The organism is Rhizobium sp. CCGE531, from assembly GCF_003627795.1.
GTDB lineage: Bacteria > Pseudomonadota > Alphaproteobacteria > Rhizobiales > Rhizobiaceae > Rhizobium.
The window spans coordinates 1,424,374-1,440,057 of record NZ_CP032684.1; the positions used below are offsets into that span (position 1 = coordinate 1,424,374).

17 protein-coding genes, 1 tRNA gene and 1 pseudogene are annotated in these 15,684 nt (G+C 57.8%); 9 read left to right on the forward strand and 10 right to left on the reverse strand.

Going from position 1 to position 15,684, the window contains the following annotated elements:
• Positions 1–90: 90 nt before the first annotated feature.
• From CCGE531_RS07020 to CCGE531_RS34160, 7 genes are all read left to right on the forward strand, one after another.
• On the forward strand, positions 91–501 hold the full coding sequence (locus CCGE531_RS07020) for a BA14K family protein (RefSeq protein ID WP_120663546.1): 411 nt from the start codon (positions 91–93) through the stop codon (positions 499–501).
• An 86-nt stretch (positions 502–587) separates the two neighbouring features.
• A tRNA-Pro gene (locus CCGE531_RS07025) sits at positions 588–664 on the forward strand.
• A 263-nt stretch (positions 665–927) separates the two neighbouring features.
• Positions 928–1,320, forward strand: a complete 393-nt coding sequence (locus CCGE531_RS34735) for a transposase (protein ID WP_245459004.1) — start codon at positions 928–930, stop codon at positions 1,318–1,320.
• A gap of 85 nt (positions 1,321–1,405) precedes the next feature.
• Positions 1,406–1,879: an IS630 family transposase gene (locus CCGE531_RS34740; protein WP_245459007.1), complete on the forward strand. Its 474-nt coding sequence runs from the start codon at positions 1,406–1,408 to the stop codon at positions 1,877–1,879.
• Positions 1,880–2,134 (forward strand): hypothetical protein, encoded by a 255-nt coding sequence (locus tag CCGE531_RS07035; protein WP_120663547.1) that lies wholly within the window; start codon positions 1,880–1,882, stop codon positions 2,132–2,134.
• Between the two features lie 174 nt (positions 2,135–2,308).
• Positions 2,309–2,644 carry a helix-turn-helix transcriptional regulator gene (locus CCGE531_RS34745; protein ID WP_120663548.1) on the forward strand — a complete coding sequence of 112 codons (336 nt, stop codon included), beginning with the start codon at positions 2,309–2,311 and terminating at the stop codon, positions 2,642–2,644.
• A gap of 941 nt (positions 2,645–3,585) precedes the next feature.
• Entirely contained in the window at positions 3,586–3,879 is a 294-nt protein-coding gene (locus CCGE531_RS34160) for a hypothetical protein (RefSeq protein ID WP_162943856.1), read from the forward strand.
• An 836-nt stretch (positions 3,880–4,715) separates the two neighbouring features.
• Here the strand turns inward: CCGE531_RS34160 and CCGE531_RS07055 are convergent.
• The 6 genes and pseudogenes from CCGE531_RS07055 to CCGE531_RS07085 form a co-directional block, all read right to left on the reverse strand.
• Entirely contained in the window at positions 4,716–5,075 is a 360-nt protein-coding gene (locus tag CCGE531_RS07055; protein ID WP_120663551.1) for a right-handed parallel beta-helix repeat-containing protein, read from the reverse strand.
• Positions 5,076–5,086: 11 nt separating this feature from the next.
• On the reverse strand, positions 5,087–5,656 hold the full coding sequence (locus tag CCGE531_RS34165) for a hypothetical protein (protein WP_162943857.1): 570 nt from the start codon (positions 5,654–5,656) through the stop codon (positions 5,087–5,089).
• Between the two features lie 2 nt (positions 5,657–5,658).
• Positions 5,659–6,834 (reverse strand): hypothetical protein, encoded by a 1,176-nt coding sequence (locus CCGE531_RS34170; RefSeq protein ID WP_162943858.1) that lies wholly within the window; start codon positions 6,832–6,834, stop codon positions 5,659–5,661.
• A 1,015-nt stretch (positions 6,835–7,849) separates the two neighbouring features.
• Positions 7,850–8,101 (reverse strand): annotated as a pseudogene (locus tag CCGE531_RS07075) (helix-turn-helix domain-containing protein); the annotation flags it as partial.
• A 135-nt stretch (positions 8,102–8,236) separates the two neighbouring features.
• Positions 8,237–8,932, reverse strand: a complete 696-nt coding sequence (locus CCGE531_RS07080) for a thermonuclease family protein (RefSeq protein ID WP_120663555.1) — start codon at positions 8,930–8,932, stop codon at positions 8,237–8,239.
• Positions 8,933–9,024: 92 nt separating this feature from the next.
• The gene (locus CCGE531_RS07085) at positions 9,025–9,417 is read right to left on the reverse strand and encodes a hypothetical protein (protein WP_120663556.1); all 393 of its coding nucleotides are present in this window, start codon (positions 9,415–9,417) and stop codon (positions 9,025–9,027) included.
• A 253-nt stretch (positions 9,418–9,670) separates the two neighbouring features.
• On the opposite strand from CCGE531_RS07085, the gene CCGE531_RS07090 reads away from it, so the two are divergent.
• Positions 9,671–9,883 (forward strand): hypothetical protein, encoded by a 213-nt coding sequence (locus tag CCGE531_RS07090; protein ID WP_120663557.1) that lies wholly within the window; start codon positions 9,671–9,673, stop codon positions 9,881–9,883.
• 223 nt (positions 9,884–10,106) lie between these two features.
• Positions 10,107–11,126 (forward strand): PHB depolymerase family esterase, encoded by a 1,020-nt coding sequence (locus CCGE531_RS07095; protein ID WP_120663558.1) that lies wholly within the window; start codon positions 10,107–10,109, stop codon positions 11,124–11,126.
• A gap of 83 nt (positions 11,127–11,209) precedes the next feature.
• Here the strand turns inward: CCGE531_RS07095 and CCGE531_RS07100 are convergent, their stop codons facing one another.
• The 4 genes from CCGE531_RS07100 to CCGE531_RS07115 all read right to left on the reverse strand — a co-directional run bounded on the left by CCGE531_RS07100 (position 11,210) and on the right by CCGE531_RS07115 (position 15,615).
• Complete coding sequence (locus CCGE531_RS07100; protein WP_120663559.1) at positions 11,210–11,500, reverse strand: helix-turn-helix domain-containing protein; 291 nt, start codon at positions 11,498–11,500, stop codon at positions 11,210–11,212.
• A 64-nt stretch (positions 11,501–11,564) separates the two neighbouring features.
• On the reverse strand, positions 11,565–12,800 hold the full coding sequence (locus tag CCGE531_RS07105) for a glycosyltransferase family 4 protein (RefSeq protein WP_120663560.1): 1,236 nt from the start codon (positions 12,798–12,800) through the stop codon (positions 11,565–11,567).
• Positions 12,797–14,059 carry an O-antigen ligase family protein gene (locus tag CCGE531_RS07110; RefSeq protein WP_120663561.1) on the reverse strand — a complete coding sequence of 421 codons (1,263 nt, stop codon included), beginning with the start codon at positions 14,057–14,059 and terminating at the stop codon, positions 12,797–12,799. The genes CCGE531_RS07105 and CCGE531_RS07110 overlap by 4 nt, the downstream gene beginning before the upstream one ends.
• On the reverse strand, positions 14,056–15,615 hold the full coding sequence (locus CCGE531_RS07115) for an undecaprenyl-phosphate glucose phosphotransferase (protein ID WP_120663562.1): 1,560 nt from the start codon (positions 15,613–15,615) through the stop codon (positions 14,056–14,058). Before CCGE531_RS07115 ends, CCGE531_RS07110 begins: the two co-directional genes overlap by 4 nt.
• Positions 15,616–15,684 lie beyond the last annotated feature (69 nt).

Here is a 15,684-nt window from a genome sequence, read left to right on the forward strand (position 1 = left end):
CACTATATACACATAATCACGGCATGCTCGGCAGCAAGGTTTTCACGCAGAAGTGCACGCCGCCGTCGCCGGATTTCGAAGGAGTCGCATATGTTTACGATTGCCAGGTCGATAACCGCCGCGGGCTTTGGTCTTTTGCTGGCGGCCGGTGTCGCCATGCCTGCCGGCGCCATCACCATGCCGGCCCTATCCGTGCCCGCACCCGCACAATCGGACATTATCCAGGTGCATGATCACGGGCATGGCCACGGCCATTGGCATCACCACAACCGTTGGGGCAGCGGCCATAGGCTGCATGGTAACGATAGTTATTATGACGACAATTCGGACAGCGGCGTGCTCTTCAAATCCTTCGTGACGGGCACACTCTTCAGTGGGCAGCGCGCTCAAGGCTATTACGACGATGGTCATGCCCGCGCCTGCGCCAGCCGTTATCGCTCCTACCGCGCTTCGGACAATACCGATCAGCCGAGCTATGGGCCGAGGCGGGCGTGCCGCTAAGCGGCAACTTTTTCTGAGCAAGCCGCTACTTTTCGCTTGCGTCGGGAAACTCTAAACTCTAAACGAAACAAGCCGTTTCGGCAGGTCGGGGCGTAGCGCAGCCCGGTAGCGCACTTGACTGGGGGTCAAGGGGTCGCAGGTTCAAATCCTGTCGCCCCGACCATTAAAATCAATCACTTAGCCCCAGATAAGTGATTTGGCTAAAAAATTTATAGCCATATTATAGCCAGCAGGCACGCCTCATGAAAAAGCTGCTTGTGAGGTTCACCATCTCTGCTGTGTTGATTGGAATGGCCCGCGGTAGCCAACGAATGGGCAACGGTGTAAACACATCGTATGGCTCTAAAGCGTGTCGCGTTTTACCGGATTCGGGATTCCCTTGACGGCTAAGTTGTGATTCCCTTCTGCGATGGAAGGAGCTGTGTCATGGGCAAGCCGCATCCGATCGAATTGCGTGTGCGTGTGGTTACGTTTGTGAAGGAAGGCCACAGCCACCGTGAGGCGGCACGGCATTTCCGGGTATCGCCGCGCTTCGTCAACAACATGATCATCCTGGATCAATCCTGCGGCTCGCTTGAGCCGCCCAAGCAGGGTCACCCGCCAGGAGGCAAGTTGACGGAGCACAGCGAATGGCTTTCTGATCGCCTGGCACAGAACGGCGATCTCACGCTTGATGAACTGTGTGTTGAGCTGGGCGAGCGGGGTGTCGCGGTCCACCGCGCCACGGTCGGCCGATTTCTCAAGCAGCTTGGACTGAGCAATAAAAAAAAGCCTCAGGGCAAGCGAACAGTTGCGGCCAGATATCGCCAAGACGCGTGAGCTGTGGATCCACCGGCGCGCACGCTTCTTCCGGAAGGCATTGTCCCGCTTAATCTTTATCGATGAGACTTCGACCAATACCAAATTGACCAAGCGTACCGGCTGGTCACTGAAAGGCCGGCGCTATTATACCTATTCGCCCTTCGGCCAATGGAAGACCCAAACCTTCATCGCCGGTCTCAGGTGTCACGGCCTGGTCGCGCCGTGGATCGTTAATGCACCGATGAACCGGCGCAGCTTCGAGATCTGGGTCGAAACGCAGCTCGCCCCGACTTTGTCGAAAGGCGATGTCGTCATTCTGGATAATGTCGCCTTCCATAAGAGCGAACGGGCCGAACAATTGGCCAAGGCCAGGGGCGCATGGCTCTTCTTCCTGCCGACCTACTCCCCCGACCTCAACCCGATCGAGATGGCCTTTTCCAAGCTCAAAACCTTATTGCGAAAACGCGCTGCCCGCAGCTTCGATGCCATCTCCAAGGCGCTCGGCGAAATCGTCGGCCTCTTTTCCGTAACCGAATGCCGAAACTTCTTTAAAGCCGCAGGCTATGAGGCAGATTAAATGCGACACGCTTTAGATCCGATCAAAGCTTTTTCAGACTATGCTGAGGCGGATTGCACCGTGCAGTTCTGGATTGCTGACGCTCCTGCAGTTGAATTCAAATCTCTAAAGTCCGCCGTCAGCTACGCCAAAGATCATGGTGGGCGATGGCAGGAGATCGAAATCACAGTGCACTTGCCCCGTGAGGACATCGTCTATGCAACGGAGAAAGTGCACCGATTGATCGATTCACTACAAACCCGCGGCCAGAAGTAGACTTCCAATTTTCACAGCCTTCAGGTGAATGGTGCGTGGCGCACGATAAAGCCGCCGCCCTTGCGGGCACGGCGCGATTGTGGTGGGCGCCCAGGGGTTTCCGCATGGTGACTGGACGTAGGATATAACGGTCGCCTTTGCCATAATGTCTGCAGCGTTAAGGTTCACCGGAGCGTGGCTTACCCACCCAATCACCAGGAAGCGGCATTGCCCAGAGCGCTCTTAGACTGGTCGCAACAGAACCTAGCCGAATATTCAAAAATCGGTAACGCGACCATACGAAACTTTGAGGGAGGCAAATCAGCGCCTCAGCATGCCACCCTCGATGTTCTGAGGAGATGCATCGAAGCTGCCGGCGTCATTTTTATCAATGGCAGCTATTCGGGCAGCGGCGGGCCACGCGTTCGTCTTTCCGCACCAAGTGGCTCTTCGATCGATACTGATGACTCAGAGGTCGTCCAATATCGTGAGAATCTTGAAAACGACGCGCCTCCCGGCGCAGGTGGGTGATTGGCGCCCGTCTGTGTGATCGGACTTGATTGTCACCGCCGATACTATGCAGACCAGCAAAGAACGCGACTGCCGTCAACTTTAGGGCGGGGTCGGGCGGCCGATTGACGTCACGCTGCTGCCACGAGATCACGTGGCCGTTCTCTAATTCCATGCGCCGCGTCTTGACCGCGCCGAAATGCGCTAATAGCTTCCAGTCGCGGCCTACCAACCCGCACACCACCACACTGAGGAGACAACAACAGGCTTTCGGCATTCGTGCCGGCGGCATTGTGTTTTCTTTAACGTGGAGGTGATTTTATCCCCTGCGATATCTTTGGACACCATCTACACCGCCGACGAAGCAGCAGACCGTTTGCGGCTCACTAACCGCGGCGTTATCAAGCTCGCAAAGCAATACGGACTGTGCTCGCGACGAGGCCGCGACTATCTCTTCTCAGAGGCCGGCTTATTGGGGCTATGGGAAGTCTTGCGAGAGCCGGCGAAATCGCCCAAGCCGCCGACCGTAAAGGCGTACGTTTCTGATTTCAGGCTGTATGAGAGCCTGCAGAAACTTACGGCGAAGAAAAAGGGCCGGGGCGCAAAAGATGGGAAGCGACAAACGCCAAAAATAAGGAACTACGCGAGGAGACGAAAGCGGCGCTAGAGAAGTGGAAGGATGATGAGCCACTGGATCATTCACGTCATGAGCCAGAGTACTGGACCTTGGAGCGCAAAGAGCGTCGTCACCTCGATAGTTTGGCAAAGAAGAAGGGCTGGACGGTCGCAATGACCGCATATGGGCGGTGACCAATGAGGGGCGTGAAGAAATAAAACGGATTGATCAATGGTATTATGGGAAGTCGGGCGATTAGCGTTGAGCTTCCAGGCGTAACGCGAAAATCACAATTGACCCCTCTCGCATCGCGTGCATAAATCGCGACAGGTATTGAGGGGAAATCATGAAAATCAAAATGGTCGCCGCGGCCGTGGTCGCATGCATGGCTGTTCAACGACGCCAGAGCAATTGGAATCATCAAAGTCCACCGCGACGCAAACGCGTAGTTTTCCCGACAATTATCAGGCGAGTGCCTGCTATCCACCCACTATTCTTTGATTTCTTCAACGGCGAGCGTAGCGCACGCGCCGAAGCACCTGGCGAGAGCAACGATCTGGCTGCCATCCGAGACCGGCTGTCAAAACATGGTCAACTAACCGCAAGGTTGTATGGCGTGCTTGTAGCGAGCATTCTTTAATGTTATCCCGCCTTACGCAAGGGAGCTAACATGATAATGAATCTGAGAGAGCCGAAACCGTGGACGGCCGCCGACGGTTTGTTTAACCATGCAGTCAACTATGCCTGCGGAGTCAAACCAATCAATGGTTGGGTCAACCTAGACATATTCGACGCATCGTTCACGTCTTCGCTGGAAAAGGGTGCGTCTCTGGAACACCTTGACTCCGTCTTCAATGTTGACTTGCTTGGACAACATCCCTTTAGCGACAACTCGTTCAACTTGGCGTACTGCGAGGATTTCGTGGAGCACCTTGATCAACGTGAGGCAATTTTGTTCTTCACGGAGGTTTTAAGGACGCTACGACCAGGCGGAGTATTCCGCTTGGCAACCCCTAGCCTCGACGGCGTTATGAACCAACATTTTCGATACCCGACCCGAGAAATTGCCTACCATCAGGCCGACAATGCGTTTACTAGATGGGGTCATAAGCATTTCTTCACCCACGAATCTTTGAAAGTCATGATTACTTCGATAGGATTTACAGATTATAGGGAGTGCAGGTTCGGGGTTAGCGACAGTGTGGGTCTTCGTGGACGCGAAACCAGACATGCGCAAATAGGTCTTAATCTTTACGCAGAGATGCGGAAACCGCTATGAGGGGATGCCGGTTAGAACACCGGGACATACCCACCAGCCACCTTACGGTGTCCCCATGAACGAAATTCCCGACAGTGACGCGCTTGTTGCATTCGCCGCTGTCTGGAAATTCATCACGCCGCTTGTGGCTACGTTGATCCCCACAAGCGCAGTCTGTCCAAGCGTCACAAACTGGCAATTCTCTATCGGACGGAACCCTACGGGCAATGTGGCGAACACCGTGCCGGCCGTTGTTGCCCGCCCGCGTCAACAACGCCGGAGCCGCTGTTGTTGACGGTCAGATTGCCAACGACTGTGTAGTAGTCTGTGCCGCTTTGAACAGCGATACCGTTGGTACAACCGCGGATTCGATTGTTGTTGACGATGATGCAAACCCCAGCGACGAGCCGGACGCCGTTCTCGGCCGTACTGTTACCGTGGATCAAGTTCGCATCGATCACGATGTCTGTCCCGGCGTTCACGAGAATCCCGTCGCCACCGCCGGCATTGTCCGTGTCCGCGGCGTAAATCGTGTTACCGGTGATATTCCATCTCGCCGCTGCACCGTCTACCTTGATGTTATCGCCGTTTACTGCCGCGAGATGGCACCCCTCAACTTTACGAAATTCGGATTTCCAGAAACCACGACGAGGTTAGAAACGGCGTTATGGCCGCCAAGGAACGAACAACCGATGAAATCGATGTTCGAAAAGTTCGCCGAGACGCCGCCCTCGAGCGTTACGCCGATGCCATCATAGTTGTCGAACCAACAATTGTTGAATTTGACGCCCGCAAGAAACACACCGGCCAGGGCGTTGAAAAGATACGCCGCCGAATTCTTGAAGTAGCCGAAGTAGGAGTTCGTCACGAATAGCCCGTCGACCGTTACCACTTCTATGCCGTAGCGGGCTCCCGCGCTTCCAGACGCTCCGGATGCAGTTCTGAAGGCGCAGTTATCAATGAAGATGTTTCCGCCGTAAGCACCAGTATACGTCGACACGCTGACAACAACACCAATCTCGCCTGCCTCCGTGACCTCACCGAATGCAGCAGCAACGTTTGAGATATGAACGTCGAAACAGCCATTGAGAGCGATCTGCCAGAATCCACCCGCAATATTTATGTTCGTCAACCATACGCCGACGGCGGTCTCAAACATTATCATTGCGCTGCTTGTGGTGCAGCGGACTGTTGTATCCATTGAGAAGTCGGAGAGATGAACGCTTTGGATGTTGTTCGGAGACGCGGATGCAACATAAATCGCATTGCCGGTTGCGAAAGTTCGCCGGAGCGTCGTCGCGCCAATCCCGGCGCCGCGCAGCGCCATGTAGCCCGAATTAAAATTGATGACAGAACCAAACCGAATGACACCTGCCGGTAGCTTAATGGACAGCTTGCCGAGCAACCTCGTAACCGTGATCGTCGTATTGAGTGCCGCGGCATTGTCCGTAGAATCGTCACCGACCACGCCAAACCACGCCGCCTGGATGTCGCCGTATAGACGCGCACCCACGCTCCCGCCGTCGAGGCAATAGCATTAGCCTTGATGAACATGCCTTCCGCCGTATCTGCGGAAATTTTAGAACTATAATCACCACTTCGCCAAACGAATTGCCCCTCGCGGCTGGCCTCCTTAAGGAATACACTCTTGAGCGTCGCGGTATTAAGACCCTTAAGCGCTGTACGAGTGAGTGCAAACACATTTGGAACGGCGCCGAGAGCGGCCTCAGCGGCTGCCTGCGCGGCTTCCGCAGCGGCTACAATCGAGTTCGACACTTGGCCGTTAATGCAGCGAAATGTCGAGCCGGAAATATACCCGAAGAGCAACATGCCGGCCGCTAACCCATCGCTGGCAACGTCATTGCCTGAATTGGTTTTAATCGTGAGTGCAGCGCCACCGTTAAATGATACGGTTACCGGGCTGGCGGTATTTGCCTCAAAAACGTTCATAACGCTGAGCGCGGATCCGCTAACCGGAATGGTGCTTGTCGCCTGAATGGCGGTCGGCGTGCCGGCGCCAATGTCACTGGCAATGACGAAGCTGAACGGCAGATCGCCAGCACGCGCCCACGAGCCTGAGCCAGATGCGCCAGCCTTAACGTAAATGCCATTGTAAGCTGTCGTCGCATCGCCAAGCACCCAAGCCATAGCCGGGGCTGCGTGAGCAAGGTCGGCATAAAGTGCGGCGCGCGAGGTGTAAAGAAGGCCGCCGTTTGAGGTAAAGGCGTTGACTATTGATTCGAGCCAAGTGCCCCATGCACGGATGTCTGATTTAAGTGGTTGGATGGGGTCCGTGTAGGGACCGTCGGCCCAAATGCTTGCTGCCAACTGCGGCATGATTTCTCCAATAGAAAAAGCTCGGCGCGCGGCTAGGCTGAAAGATGGGATTGTTTGTGGGGTGGCTGGCCTTTAACGGCCAACAAAATTGTGGGATTAGGATCTGTCCTGGCCTCAACCCATAGACGTACGAATTGCCATACGCTTCATTTGCACAATGAAAGTTCTACTCGCTGGCATCGTTGGTTCCGTCCTTGGGCTACTGCTTTTTGCAGTTGGTCGCGAGGTGTGGTTTGCGTTTCAGGAGCGGCCGACACCTGAAGTGTTTGATGCTGCATTCGATGCCGTAGGATCTCTGCGCTGGATCGACACCACTCTCGTAACTGGCCTAGCGGCTGTTGCGGCAGCTTTTGTCAGCGTGCGTGCTGTGCACCGGCAGATCGACTCAGATCGGCAAATGGAGGCAGATCGAATTGCAGCGCAGCCTGCCGCTAGTCGTGCAACGCTGCCGTTGGTACTCAGCAGGATCTGCAGATACGCAACGGACCACGGTATACGACTTTATGCCGCCCTAGTTGTGTAGTCCCAACATGTGATGGTGCATCATTGATCCTGAGTCGTGAGGAAGAGGATGCATAGTGCCGCCGTTTCGGAAGCTTGGCAGCGGCTCGGTGCAGAATATCTGGAATCCTGGACCGATCAGCGCACGGAACCGTGGGCGCTTCGTGAATTCGGACCACCGGCCGGTCGCGCCTGGTCGGATCGGAAGGATAACGTCGTGTGACCCGACCGATCAGAGCATCTCGTGCAAAATCGCAAATTCCGAAAGCACCTAAAGCTGGGAAGATAGTTCGAGACCAATGTCTTTACTGTTTGGCTACTACGGAGGTCCGATCTGTCCTTGGCTAAGTCCTTCCCAAGGCCGGCGTGCGCGATAGCTTTGCGCGCCGCTTCTCTCGCTTCATTCGCTTTTAAGGTTCCGACACGGCCAAGCTTGATGCGCTTTTTTGCCCCGCCTGCGATTGGTCGGAACTCGGCAAAGAACGTGCCCGTTCCCGATGTCGTTCTGTACATGCCGAACCCGGTGAGATCCCCAATGCGGCTTGTTCTTCTTGCACGAGATGATCATCGCCTCGACCGGCTCAGGCAGTTGGTTGGCGTAACGCACCGGCCGTCGAGACCGATCCGTCAGCGCCTCCAGGCCGTCTTGCCTGTAGCGATTGAAGATTTTGTAGCCGGTCTTGCGCGAGATGCCGAACTCCCGGCACACATCCCTCATGCCTTCGCCCTCAAGCAACCGGGCGACAAAACGTAGACGTTCCTCCATCACCGAAGTCTCTTTCCACGGCATCAACACCTCCCGCAAAAAAAACGAAAAGTGTTACCCATGTCTCCGGTACAAAACGTCACCCATCTCTCAGCCCAGGCACTCCTTGAACTCCCAATCGAATTTCCAAAAAAATCACCCGCACCAGGACAGCACCTGTCCCGTCCAGCGGTGCGCAAGGCCTTCGGAAACCATTTGGTCGCCGATCGAGCGGCCGGCGCGCATGGCGATTCGCAGCTTGCCGCCATTCCGGTCGTCGGGGCGGTTGCTGCCGGAAAGTACGAAGGTCCCGTCATTGAGAATGGCCTGCAGGCGCAGTTTTGCGGCCGCGGCCTTCTGCCTTTCGCCGGGGCAGCGCGCGGCATCTGCATCCGGCACGTCGATATCGGCCAGCTGGATCCTGGCGCCGTTCTGCCAGAAGGTATTGCCGTCGACCACGCAATTCGTTCCGGAACCGCGGCCGCAAAACACGAAGCGGCCGCCGGTCTGGGGCCGCAGGCTGGGGACTGGCCGTTCGATCGGTATCTTGCTGACCGGCAACGCCACGGGAATGGCGGCGGGTGGTACGGGCAGGGCCGACGTCGCGCGCGGCTCGGGTGTGATCGCGGCTGTCTTTATTTGCGGCTTGGCTGCCGGCACCGGCGCTTCCTGGGTCATGTGCGGCATACCGGCGACCGCGCCGGCATGGGCAAGCATGGACGGCATCTCCTTGCGATGCTGATAGGCATAAATGCCGGCCACGGTCGCCAGGCCGACGGCGCCCCACAGCCACATCGAAGTGCCCGCTTTGGACTGCGGCCTGCGCCGCGTGCGTCGTTTCGCTTTCACCATGATATCGTCCCTCTATTGCGAGGGGATTATCGCCGCGATTTCTTACCGATCCGTTGGCTTGGACCGGATTTGCACACTCTGATGGGGAAAGGCTACTTCGCGGCGGCTGCCGCCGGCTTGAGTTTCACCGACATCGTCACCTGTCCGCTGATGGAAAGTCTTGTGCCATGGTTGTCGAGATTGTTGACCGAGCTATTGCTCGACATGGCGCTGATCTGGCAGGCGTCGGCAATGGTATCGAGCAGGGTCGCGCAACTGCTTGCGGCGATCTTGTAGAAGGATTTCAAGGCCTTCTCCTGCTGCTCCTCGCCATCGCCATCCGCCACCGGATAGGAGATCGATATTCCCGATTGGACGGAAATATATCCCTCCGGAGCCTGGCGGGGATTGCGCAGAGGAAGGTTTTGAAAATTCTGTGCAAGGGCGGGCAACGTCGCGCCGAAAAGCACCATGCCCAAGACAGTCGGGATCAAAAATCTGTTCATCGTCTTGCCTCCGTTTTTCCCGCTTATCGCAGATGCGGATAAAGGCTTGGTGATGCGGTAACTTAAAATTGTACTCTTGGTGGGAATTGCCGCTGCATTTGCGAATCAGGCGTGCGTCGGGGGGGCGTGATTGCTGAAATGCTTCCTTGCCAAGGCTGCGAGCAAAGCGCATAGTCCAGCCCTATCGTCGGATATAATGCGGGTGACGGCGAGGTTCAGCGTGCTTCTGCCCGAAAGATGACGAGATGCACGAATGTTGGAAACTCCTATACATCCGCGGGATTTGCCCCTGTTTTCAGACGATCTGGATCGCTTGGAGAAGGTGCTGGACATGGTTTGCAAAGATCGTGGCATGAGCTCCCGCAGTCCGGAAGCCGAGCGCCTCGGGGCGTTGATCATCCAGCTTTATCGCCAGGGCGTGAAGGACGACGCAAAACTGCTTGCGCTCGCCAGGGCTTATTTCTGACGCAACCGCGTTTTTTTATGGCCAACAATCTAATCGATTTAAGCTGATTTCACATAGCAGCAATGAGGCTTTGTGCCTGTTCGAAGCGGACTTGCCTCCCTATATTTGCTGCGTTGCACAAAGAGATTCGATTTCTCGATGTCACTGCTTCTGGAAAAGAACAGTGCGCGCCTGCCGCAGCGGATGAAAAACGATCGCGGTGGCGTGGATGGAAAGGTCTATAATGAATTTTAAAGTTCCGAGCCGGCTTCGCCGCTTGCTTGTTGATTCCGTGGAATTGCCACAGCTCAAATTTCCGATGACGCGGCCACTGTCGCAGCCATCGCGCCGCCGTATTTCCGCGCGGACTGCGCCGCAGCGACTGACGGATGTTTTGTGGTTCGGCCGCAATCCCGGCGATCTGCGCATGCTCGAATATGTGCCGCCGGGTGTCAAAGGCCCGATGCCGCTCGTCGTTGTCCTGCACGGCTGTCACCAGAATGCCGAGGATTTCGATCGCGCCAGCGGCTGGACTGCGCTGGCTCGCGCGCATGGCTTTGCCGTGCTTTATGCCGAGCAGAAGATGTCGAACAATCCCAATCTGTGTTTCAACTGGTTTCGTCCGAGCATGGTGACGCGCGACCGCGGCGAACTCGGCTCTATCCGTGAAATGATCGATTTCAGCCGCCGGCTGCACGACATCGATGACAGCAGGATTTTCGTCATGGGTCTATCGGCAGGCGGCGCCTTGGCGGCAGCACTGCTGGCAACCTATCCGGAGCTGTTTGCAGCGGGCGCCATCATCGGCGGCCTGCCTTTCGGCGCCGCCCGAGATGCGATGTCGGCGCTTGATGTCATGAGGCGGGGCTCCACCCGGACCGCCGAAAAATGGGGCGCGCTCGTGCACGAAGTCTCGCCCGAGGCTGCCCGCTATCCGGTCGTTTCCATCTGGCACGGCGATGCCGACGAAGTCGTGTCCTTTGCCAATGCCGAGGCATCCGTCGCGCAATGGCTTACCGCGCGTGAGCGTCCGCGCACCAAGGGTCGCCTGCGTCTCTTCGACGGCGGCGAGCGGCGCGAGTGGCGCGACGATTACGGCAACATGATCCTGGAACTCGTAACGCTGAACGATTTCGGGCATGGCCTGCCTGTCGGCTCCGCCGTCGAGGGCTGGGAACCGGCCAACGACACGGAACGCTTCATCCTGCCCGCCGCGCTGTCGGCGCCGGAAGAGCTCGTCAAAAGTTGGAAGCTGGCGGCCTGAAGCACGCCGTATAAGCGGCATGCGAGAGACCAGGATCTAAAGCGCCTGGAGCCAATCTTGGAGATCGCGACGCGCTTTCGCCGTCAGTCGTCATTGGTGGCATTCAGGTTTTCCGGCCGAATGCCGTCATTTTCCGACCAGTGCTTGAAGCGTATGCCGGGGCCGCCTGTCCCGTCGCTGCCGCCGGCGAGGAAAAGCACGCCGTGGTTTTCGAGAACGGAACGGACCGCCGCGAGTGCCTTGATATCCGTCGAACCGACGCCTGTTTCCAGTGCTTCGATCGTCGAAGCCGGTAGTTTGCTCTCGCTGGCAAGCGTTTCCAGTGTTAGTCCGAGCATGGCACGCGCGCCGCGCAATTGTGCTGAAGTAATCATGAGTTAAGTCTATCGCATCGGTTCAAAAAGCGGAACCGGTTTCGCATAAAAATCACGCGGAAGCTTAAAGAGCGGCCGCGCTCTTCCTTCGGCCTTCCATCGTATCGAGCAACCTCGCATTTCCCTCCAATTCCAATGGCGCTGGGAGGGGATGGCCGAGCAAATCATGATAGATTTTCTCGGTCGCGTCGGCCATGCCGGCCAGCGTATAGCCATCCTTGCGGCGCCGTGCTTCGGCGGTGAGATTTGCCAGCAGCATCGGATCGGCAAGGCGCGCCATCGCGGCTGCCAATGCTTCCGGGTCGTCGCTGTTCGGGACGATGTAACCATTCTTTCCGTGTTCCAGCACAGTGCGCGCGCCACCGACATCGGCGAGTAGCAGCGGCTTGCCGGCAGCTGCGGCCTCCAGCATCACATAGGACATCGCCTCGTAGCGGCTCGGCATGACCACGGCGTCGAAGGCATCGATGGCCGTGACACCCGGCATGCCGCCGTCGAAATGGGCCCGATGTTCGAGGCCGGCAGTCCTGATCATTTCCTTGACGGTTTGGGCAAGCTCGCCCCCCCCGATCATCAGAAGATGGGCCTGCGGCGATTTCACCGCCATGCGGGCGAAGGCTTCGACAAGGCGTTCCGGCGCCTTTTGCCGGGTCATTCGGCCAACGAAGCCGAAAAGTAGGGCATCCTGCGGGATGCCATATCGCTTGCGGATGGCGGAGCGCTGGCTGATGGGCGGCGCATTGACGCCGTTGACGACGATGCGCAGCTGGGTCCTGGGAATTCCGATCGACAGCGCATGATCATACTCATCCTGCGAAACACAGATCAGGCGGTCCGTCAGCCATGTGCCGAGAAAGCGCTCGATGCCGCCATAGATCAACCGTCCCTTGGTCCCCAGCGTCGGATCCATGGTGCGGAAGGCATGCGGCGTATAGAGGACCGGTACATGTCGTCCCGGCAGGCGCAGGCGCGTCAGGGCGCCGGCCTTCGAGCTATGGCCGTGGATCAGGTCGAACGGCCCGTGCACGGCCGCGATCTTGCGAAGCTGCCACCATGCCGTCAGGTCCCAGGGGCCTGGCGCGCGCCGCATGGCGAGCGGAACGACGTTGTCTACGCCGATACTCTCCAGTTCGGCGACGAAGGCAGGCTCGGCGCGCACCGGCGAATAGATGGCGGTCACCGAATGGCCGCGATGCTGCATCGCCCGGCACAGATCGAGAAAATGCCGTCCGGAGCCGCCACCGCTCGGTTCGAGAACCTGCAGCAGCGACAGACGCTTGACGTTGGTGCGGATATTCAAGGCGCTGCTTCCCTTCTACTCAAACTACGCTGATACTTTTGCTCGAGAGCGCCGCAGCCCCAGACGATGCCGATCAACATGTAAAGATGGCGCCAATGGTCGGTATCGATGACATTGCCGATGCCGACATGGCCGAGAATGACGATCCAGGCGATCATCACGAAGGGTTGCCAGGGCCGCTCCCTCAGGAGGTTGCGGAAGCCGATATAGATGGTCCAGCAGATCATGCTGATCCAGGTGACGAAGCCGAGCCAGCCGTATGTGGTCAGCGTCTTCAGCCAGGTATTGTGCTCGTCCTCGCGAAAGATTTGACCGAAGACCAGCGGTCCTATGCCGAGCGGCCGTTCCATCGACATCATGAAGCCGATGCCGTGGCGTTCGAAACGGCCGAGATGCCCGCCGTCATAGCTCTGCACGAGCTGCGTGCGCGTGGAAAACAGGTCGCTGACCTGCGGAAACTGCAGCGCGACCACCAGCAGGACGACCATCAGGATGATCGCCGTCAGCGACATCACCAAAATGCGCAGGCGGAACCTATTGCTGCGATGCTTCAGCAGCATGCAGAAGATCAGCATCATCGAGGCGAATGCGAACAGTGCCCAGGCCGCGCGGGAGAAGGAGAGGAAGATACCGAAGGCCAGAACGAAGAGGCAGATGCCCTTGATCGGCGCTTTCTTCAGGTCGCCGATCAGGATGCCGTGCATGAGGTAGATGCTCGGTGTCACCAGATAGGGACCGAAGACGTTCGGATCTTGAAAGGCGCCCATGGCGCGGTCGTAGCGGGTGAAGATGTCGAAACCCGGCACGGCATGGAAATAGCCGAGGATGCCGAGGCTTGCGGTGATCAGCGCCGCCACCACCCAGGTGTTGAAGATCAGCTTCAGCCGTCTTTCGCTATCTTCGACGATAGCCGCATAGAAGACGGAGCTCAGCGCCAGAAAGGTGGATACGGCGATATAGATCGGACCGTCCAGATGGTTGCCGGCGGTGAGATCATGCATCTGCGTGATCGAGAGCATGCCGCCGACGTTGAATGCCAGGAACAGAGCCAGAAGCGGAGCGATGCTCCGCGATATCTTCAGCCCGAGGACGAACCACGTGCCGATGAGAAAGGCGAGCCACAGCTCGTAAGGCGCCGGCTCCGCGATCACGAAGCCGGAGAGAAACACGCCGATGGCGACGCTCGCCGTACCGACCAGCCGCATTGCGGCAAGCTGCGGCTGGGCGACGCGGGATGATGGAAAATCGATCGCGCTCAATAGGCGTTTTCCGTATTGAGCAGACGGAACGGCGTCAGGAACAGGATCTTCAGATCGAAGAGCAACGACCAGTTCTCGATGTAGTAGAGATCGTAGGCCGTACGGAACTTGATCTTGTCGTCGCTGTCGATCTCGCCGCGCCAGCCGTTGATCTGCGCCCAGCCGGTCACGCCGGGCTTGACGCGATGGCGCGCGAAATAGCCTTCGACGACATCCGCATAGGTGCGGTTATGGCTGGCGGCAAGGACGGCATGCGGCCGCGGACCGACCAGGGAGAGGCTGCCGAGCAGCACGTTGAAAAGCTGCGGCAGCTCGTCGATCGACGTCTTGCGGATGAAGCGGCCGACAGGGGTGACGCGTGGATCGTTCTTCGTCACGGCGTTGCGCGCCGTCGGATCGCTCATATGCGTATACATGGAGCGGAACTTGAAGACCTTGATGATCTCATTATTGAAGCCGTGGCGCTTCTGCATGAAGAAGACCGGCCCCCTCGAGGTTGCCTTCACGGCGATCGCGGCGCCTAGCATCACCGGCCAAAGCAGGGCAAGTGCCACCAGGCTGAAGAAGATGTCGAAGATGCGCTTGGCAACGCCGTCCCAATCGCGGATCGGCTTGTTGAAGATATCGAGCATCGGCACGGCGCCGACATGCGAATAGGCGCGTGGGCGGAACCGCAGCTTGTTGGCATGCGCGGCCAGGCGAATGTCGACGGGCAGCACCCACAGCATCTTGAGCAGCTGCAGGATGCGGTCTTCGGCGCTGATCGGAAGCGCGATGATCAGCATGTCGACGCGCACGAGGCGGGCGAATTCGACGAGTTCCATCACCGTACCCAGCTTGGGATAGCCGGCGACCATGACGGGTGAGCGCTTTTCTCCGCGATCATCGAAGATGCCGCAGATGCGGATGTCGTTGTCTGGCTGGTGTTCCAGCGCGCGGATGAGTTCCTTGGCGGGTTCGCCTCCGCCGATGATCACGGCGCGTCTTTCCATGATGCCGTTGCGGGCCCAATTGCGAATGCCGTAGGCGAAAAGCAACCGGGCGACGAGCAGGAAACCCGCGCCCGCCGCGAGCCACAGGCCGAGAAGGTGGAACGAATAGATGTTGTTGATGTCGAACGGGATAAGGGCGATGGCCATGACCGCAAAGGCGGCAGCCCACGATCCGAGAATCCGGTGCAGGAAGCGATGCGGCGCGCGCAGCATCGGTATCTGATAGGCGTCGGCGATCTGCAGAAACACGATGGCGAGCCCGCTGAGCGCGACGGTTACGGCAGCCTTCGACACGAAGGGGTGATTGCCCGCCGCCGTTCCGAAGAAAAGGATTGCGAGCCCGAGGGCAAGCAATGACAGGAACTCGAATAGCCGGTACTGCCCTACGATGATCGCTGGAGACTGATTGGTTTCGCGAAACTGTTCGGCGATTTGCCGGGCATAGGCGTTCAAGCTGCTCGGGCGGTCGCCGCGCGGCTCGTCGGAATCGCGGGTGCGGATTTCCGAAACCTGCTTGCGAATATTGTCCAAGTTAAATTGCTCGGACTTCTCAGTAGTGTTCATGGCAATTTATCCGGTCGTTACCGGAAAAAGGCCTATCAGATATCAGCTAAGAAACACTTACAACACTTG

Coding starts and splice junctions, on each gene's coding strand:
- CCGE531_RS07020 (WP_120663546.1), top strand. CDS start 91: ATGTTTACGATTGCCAGGTCGATAACCGCCGCGGGCTTTGGTCTTTTG.
- CCGE531_RS34735 (WP_245459004.1), top strand. CDS start 928: ATGGGCAAGCCGCATCCGATCGAATTGCGTGTGCGTGTGGTTACGTTT.
- CCGE531_RS07035 (WP_120663547.1), top strand. CDS start 1,880: ATGCGACACGCTTTAGATCCGATCAAAGCTTTTTCAGACTATGCTGAG.
- CCGE531_RS34160 (WP_162943856.1), top strand. CDS start 3,586: ATGAAAATCAAAATGGTCGCCGCGGCCGTGGTCGCATGCATGGCTGTT.
- CCGE531_RS34165 (WP_162943857.1), bottom strand. CDS start 5,656: ATGTTTGAGACCGCCGTCGGCGTATGGTTGACGAACATAAATATTGCG.
- CCGE531_RS34170 (WP_162943858.1), bottom strand. CDS start 6,834: ATGCCGCAGTTGGCAGCAAGCATTTGGGCCGACGGTCCCTACACGGAC.
- CCGE531_RS07080 (WP_120663555.1), bottom strand. CDS start 8,932: ATGGTGAAAGCGAAACGACGCACGCGGCGCAGGCCGCAGTCCAAAGCG.
- CCGE531_RS07085 (WP_120663556.1), bottom strand. CDS start 9,417: ATGAACAGATTTTTGATCCCGACTGTCTTGGGCATGGTGCTTTTCGGC.
- CCGE531_RS07090 (WP_120663557.1), top strand. CDS start 9,671: ATGTTGGAAACTCCTATACATCCGCGGGATTTGCCCCTGTTTTCAGAC.
- CCGE531_RS07095 (WP_120663558.1), top strand. CDS start 10,107: ATGAATTTTAAAGTTCCGAGCCGGCTTCGCCGCTTGCTTGTTGATTCC.
- CCGE531_RS07100 (WP_120663559.1), bottom strand. CDS start 11,500: ATGATTACTTCAGCACAATTGCGCGGCGCGCGTGCCATGCTCGGACTA.
- CCGE531_RS07115 (WP_120663562.1), bottom strand. CDS start 15,615: ATGAACACTACTGAGAAGTCCGAGCAATTTAACTTGGACAATATTCGC.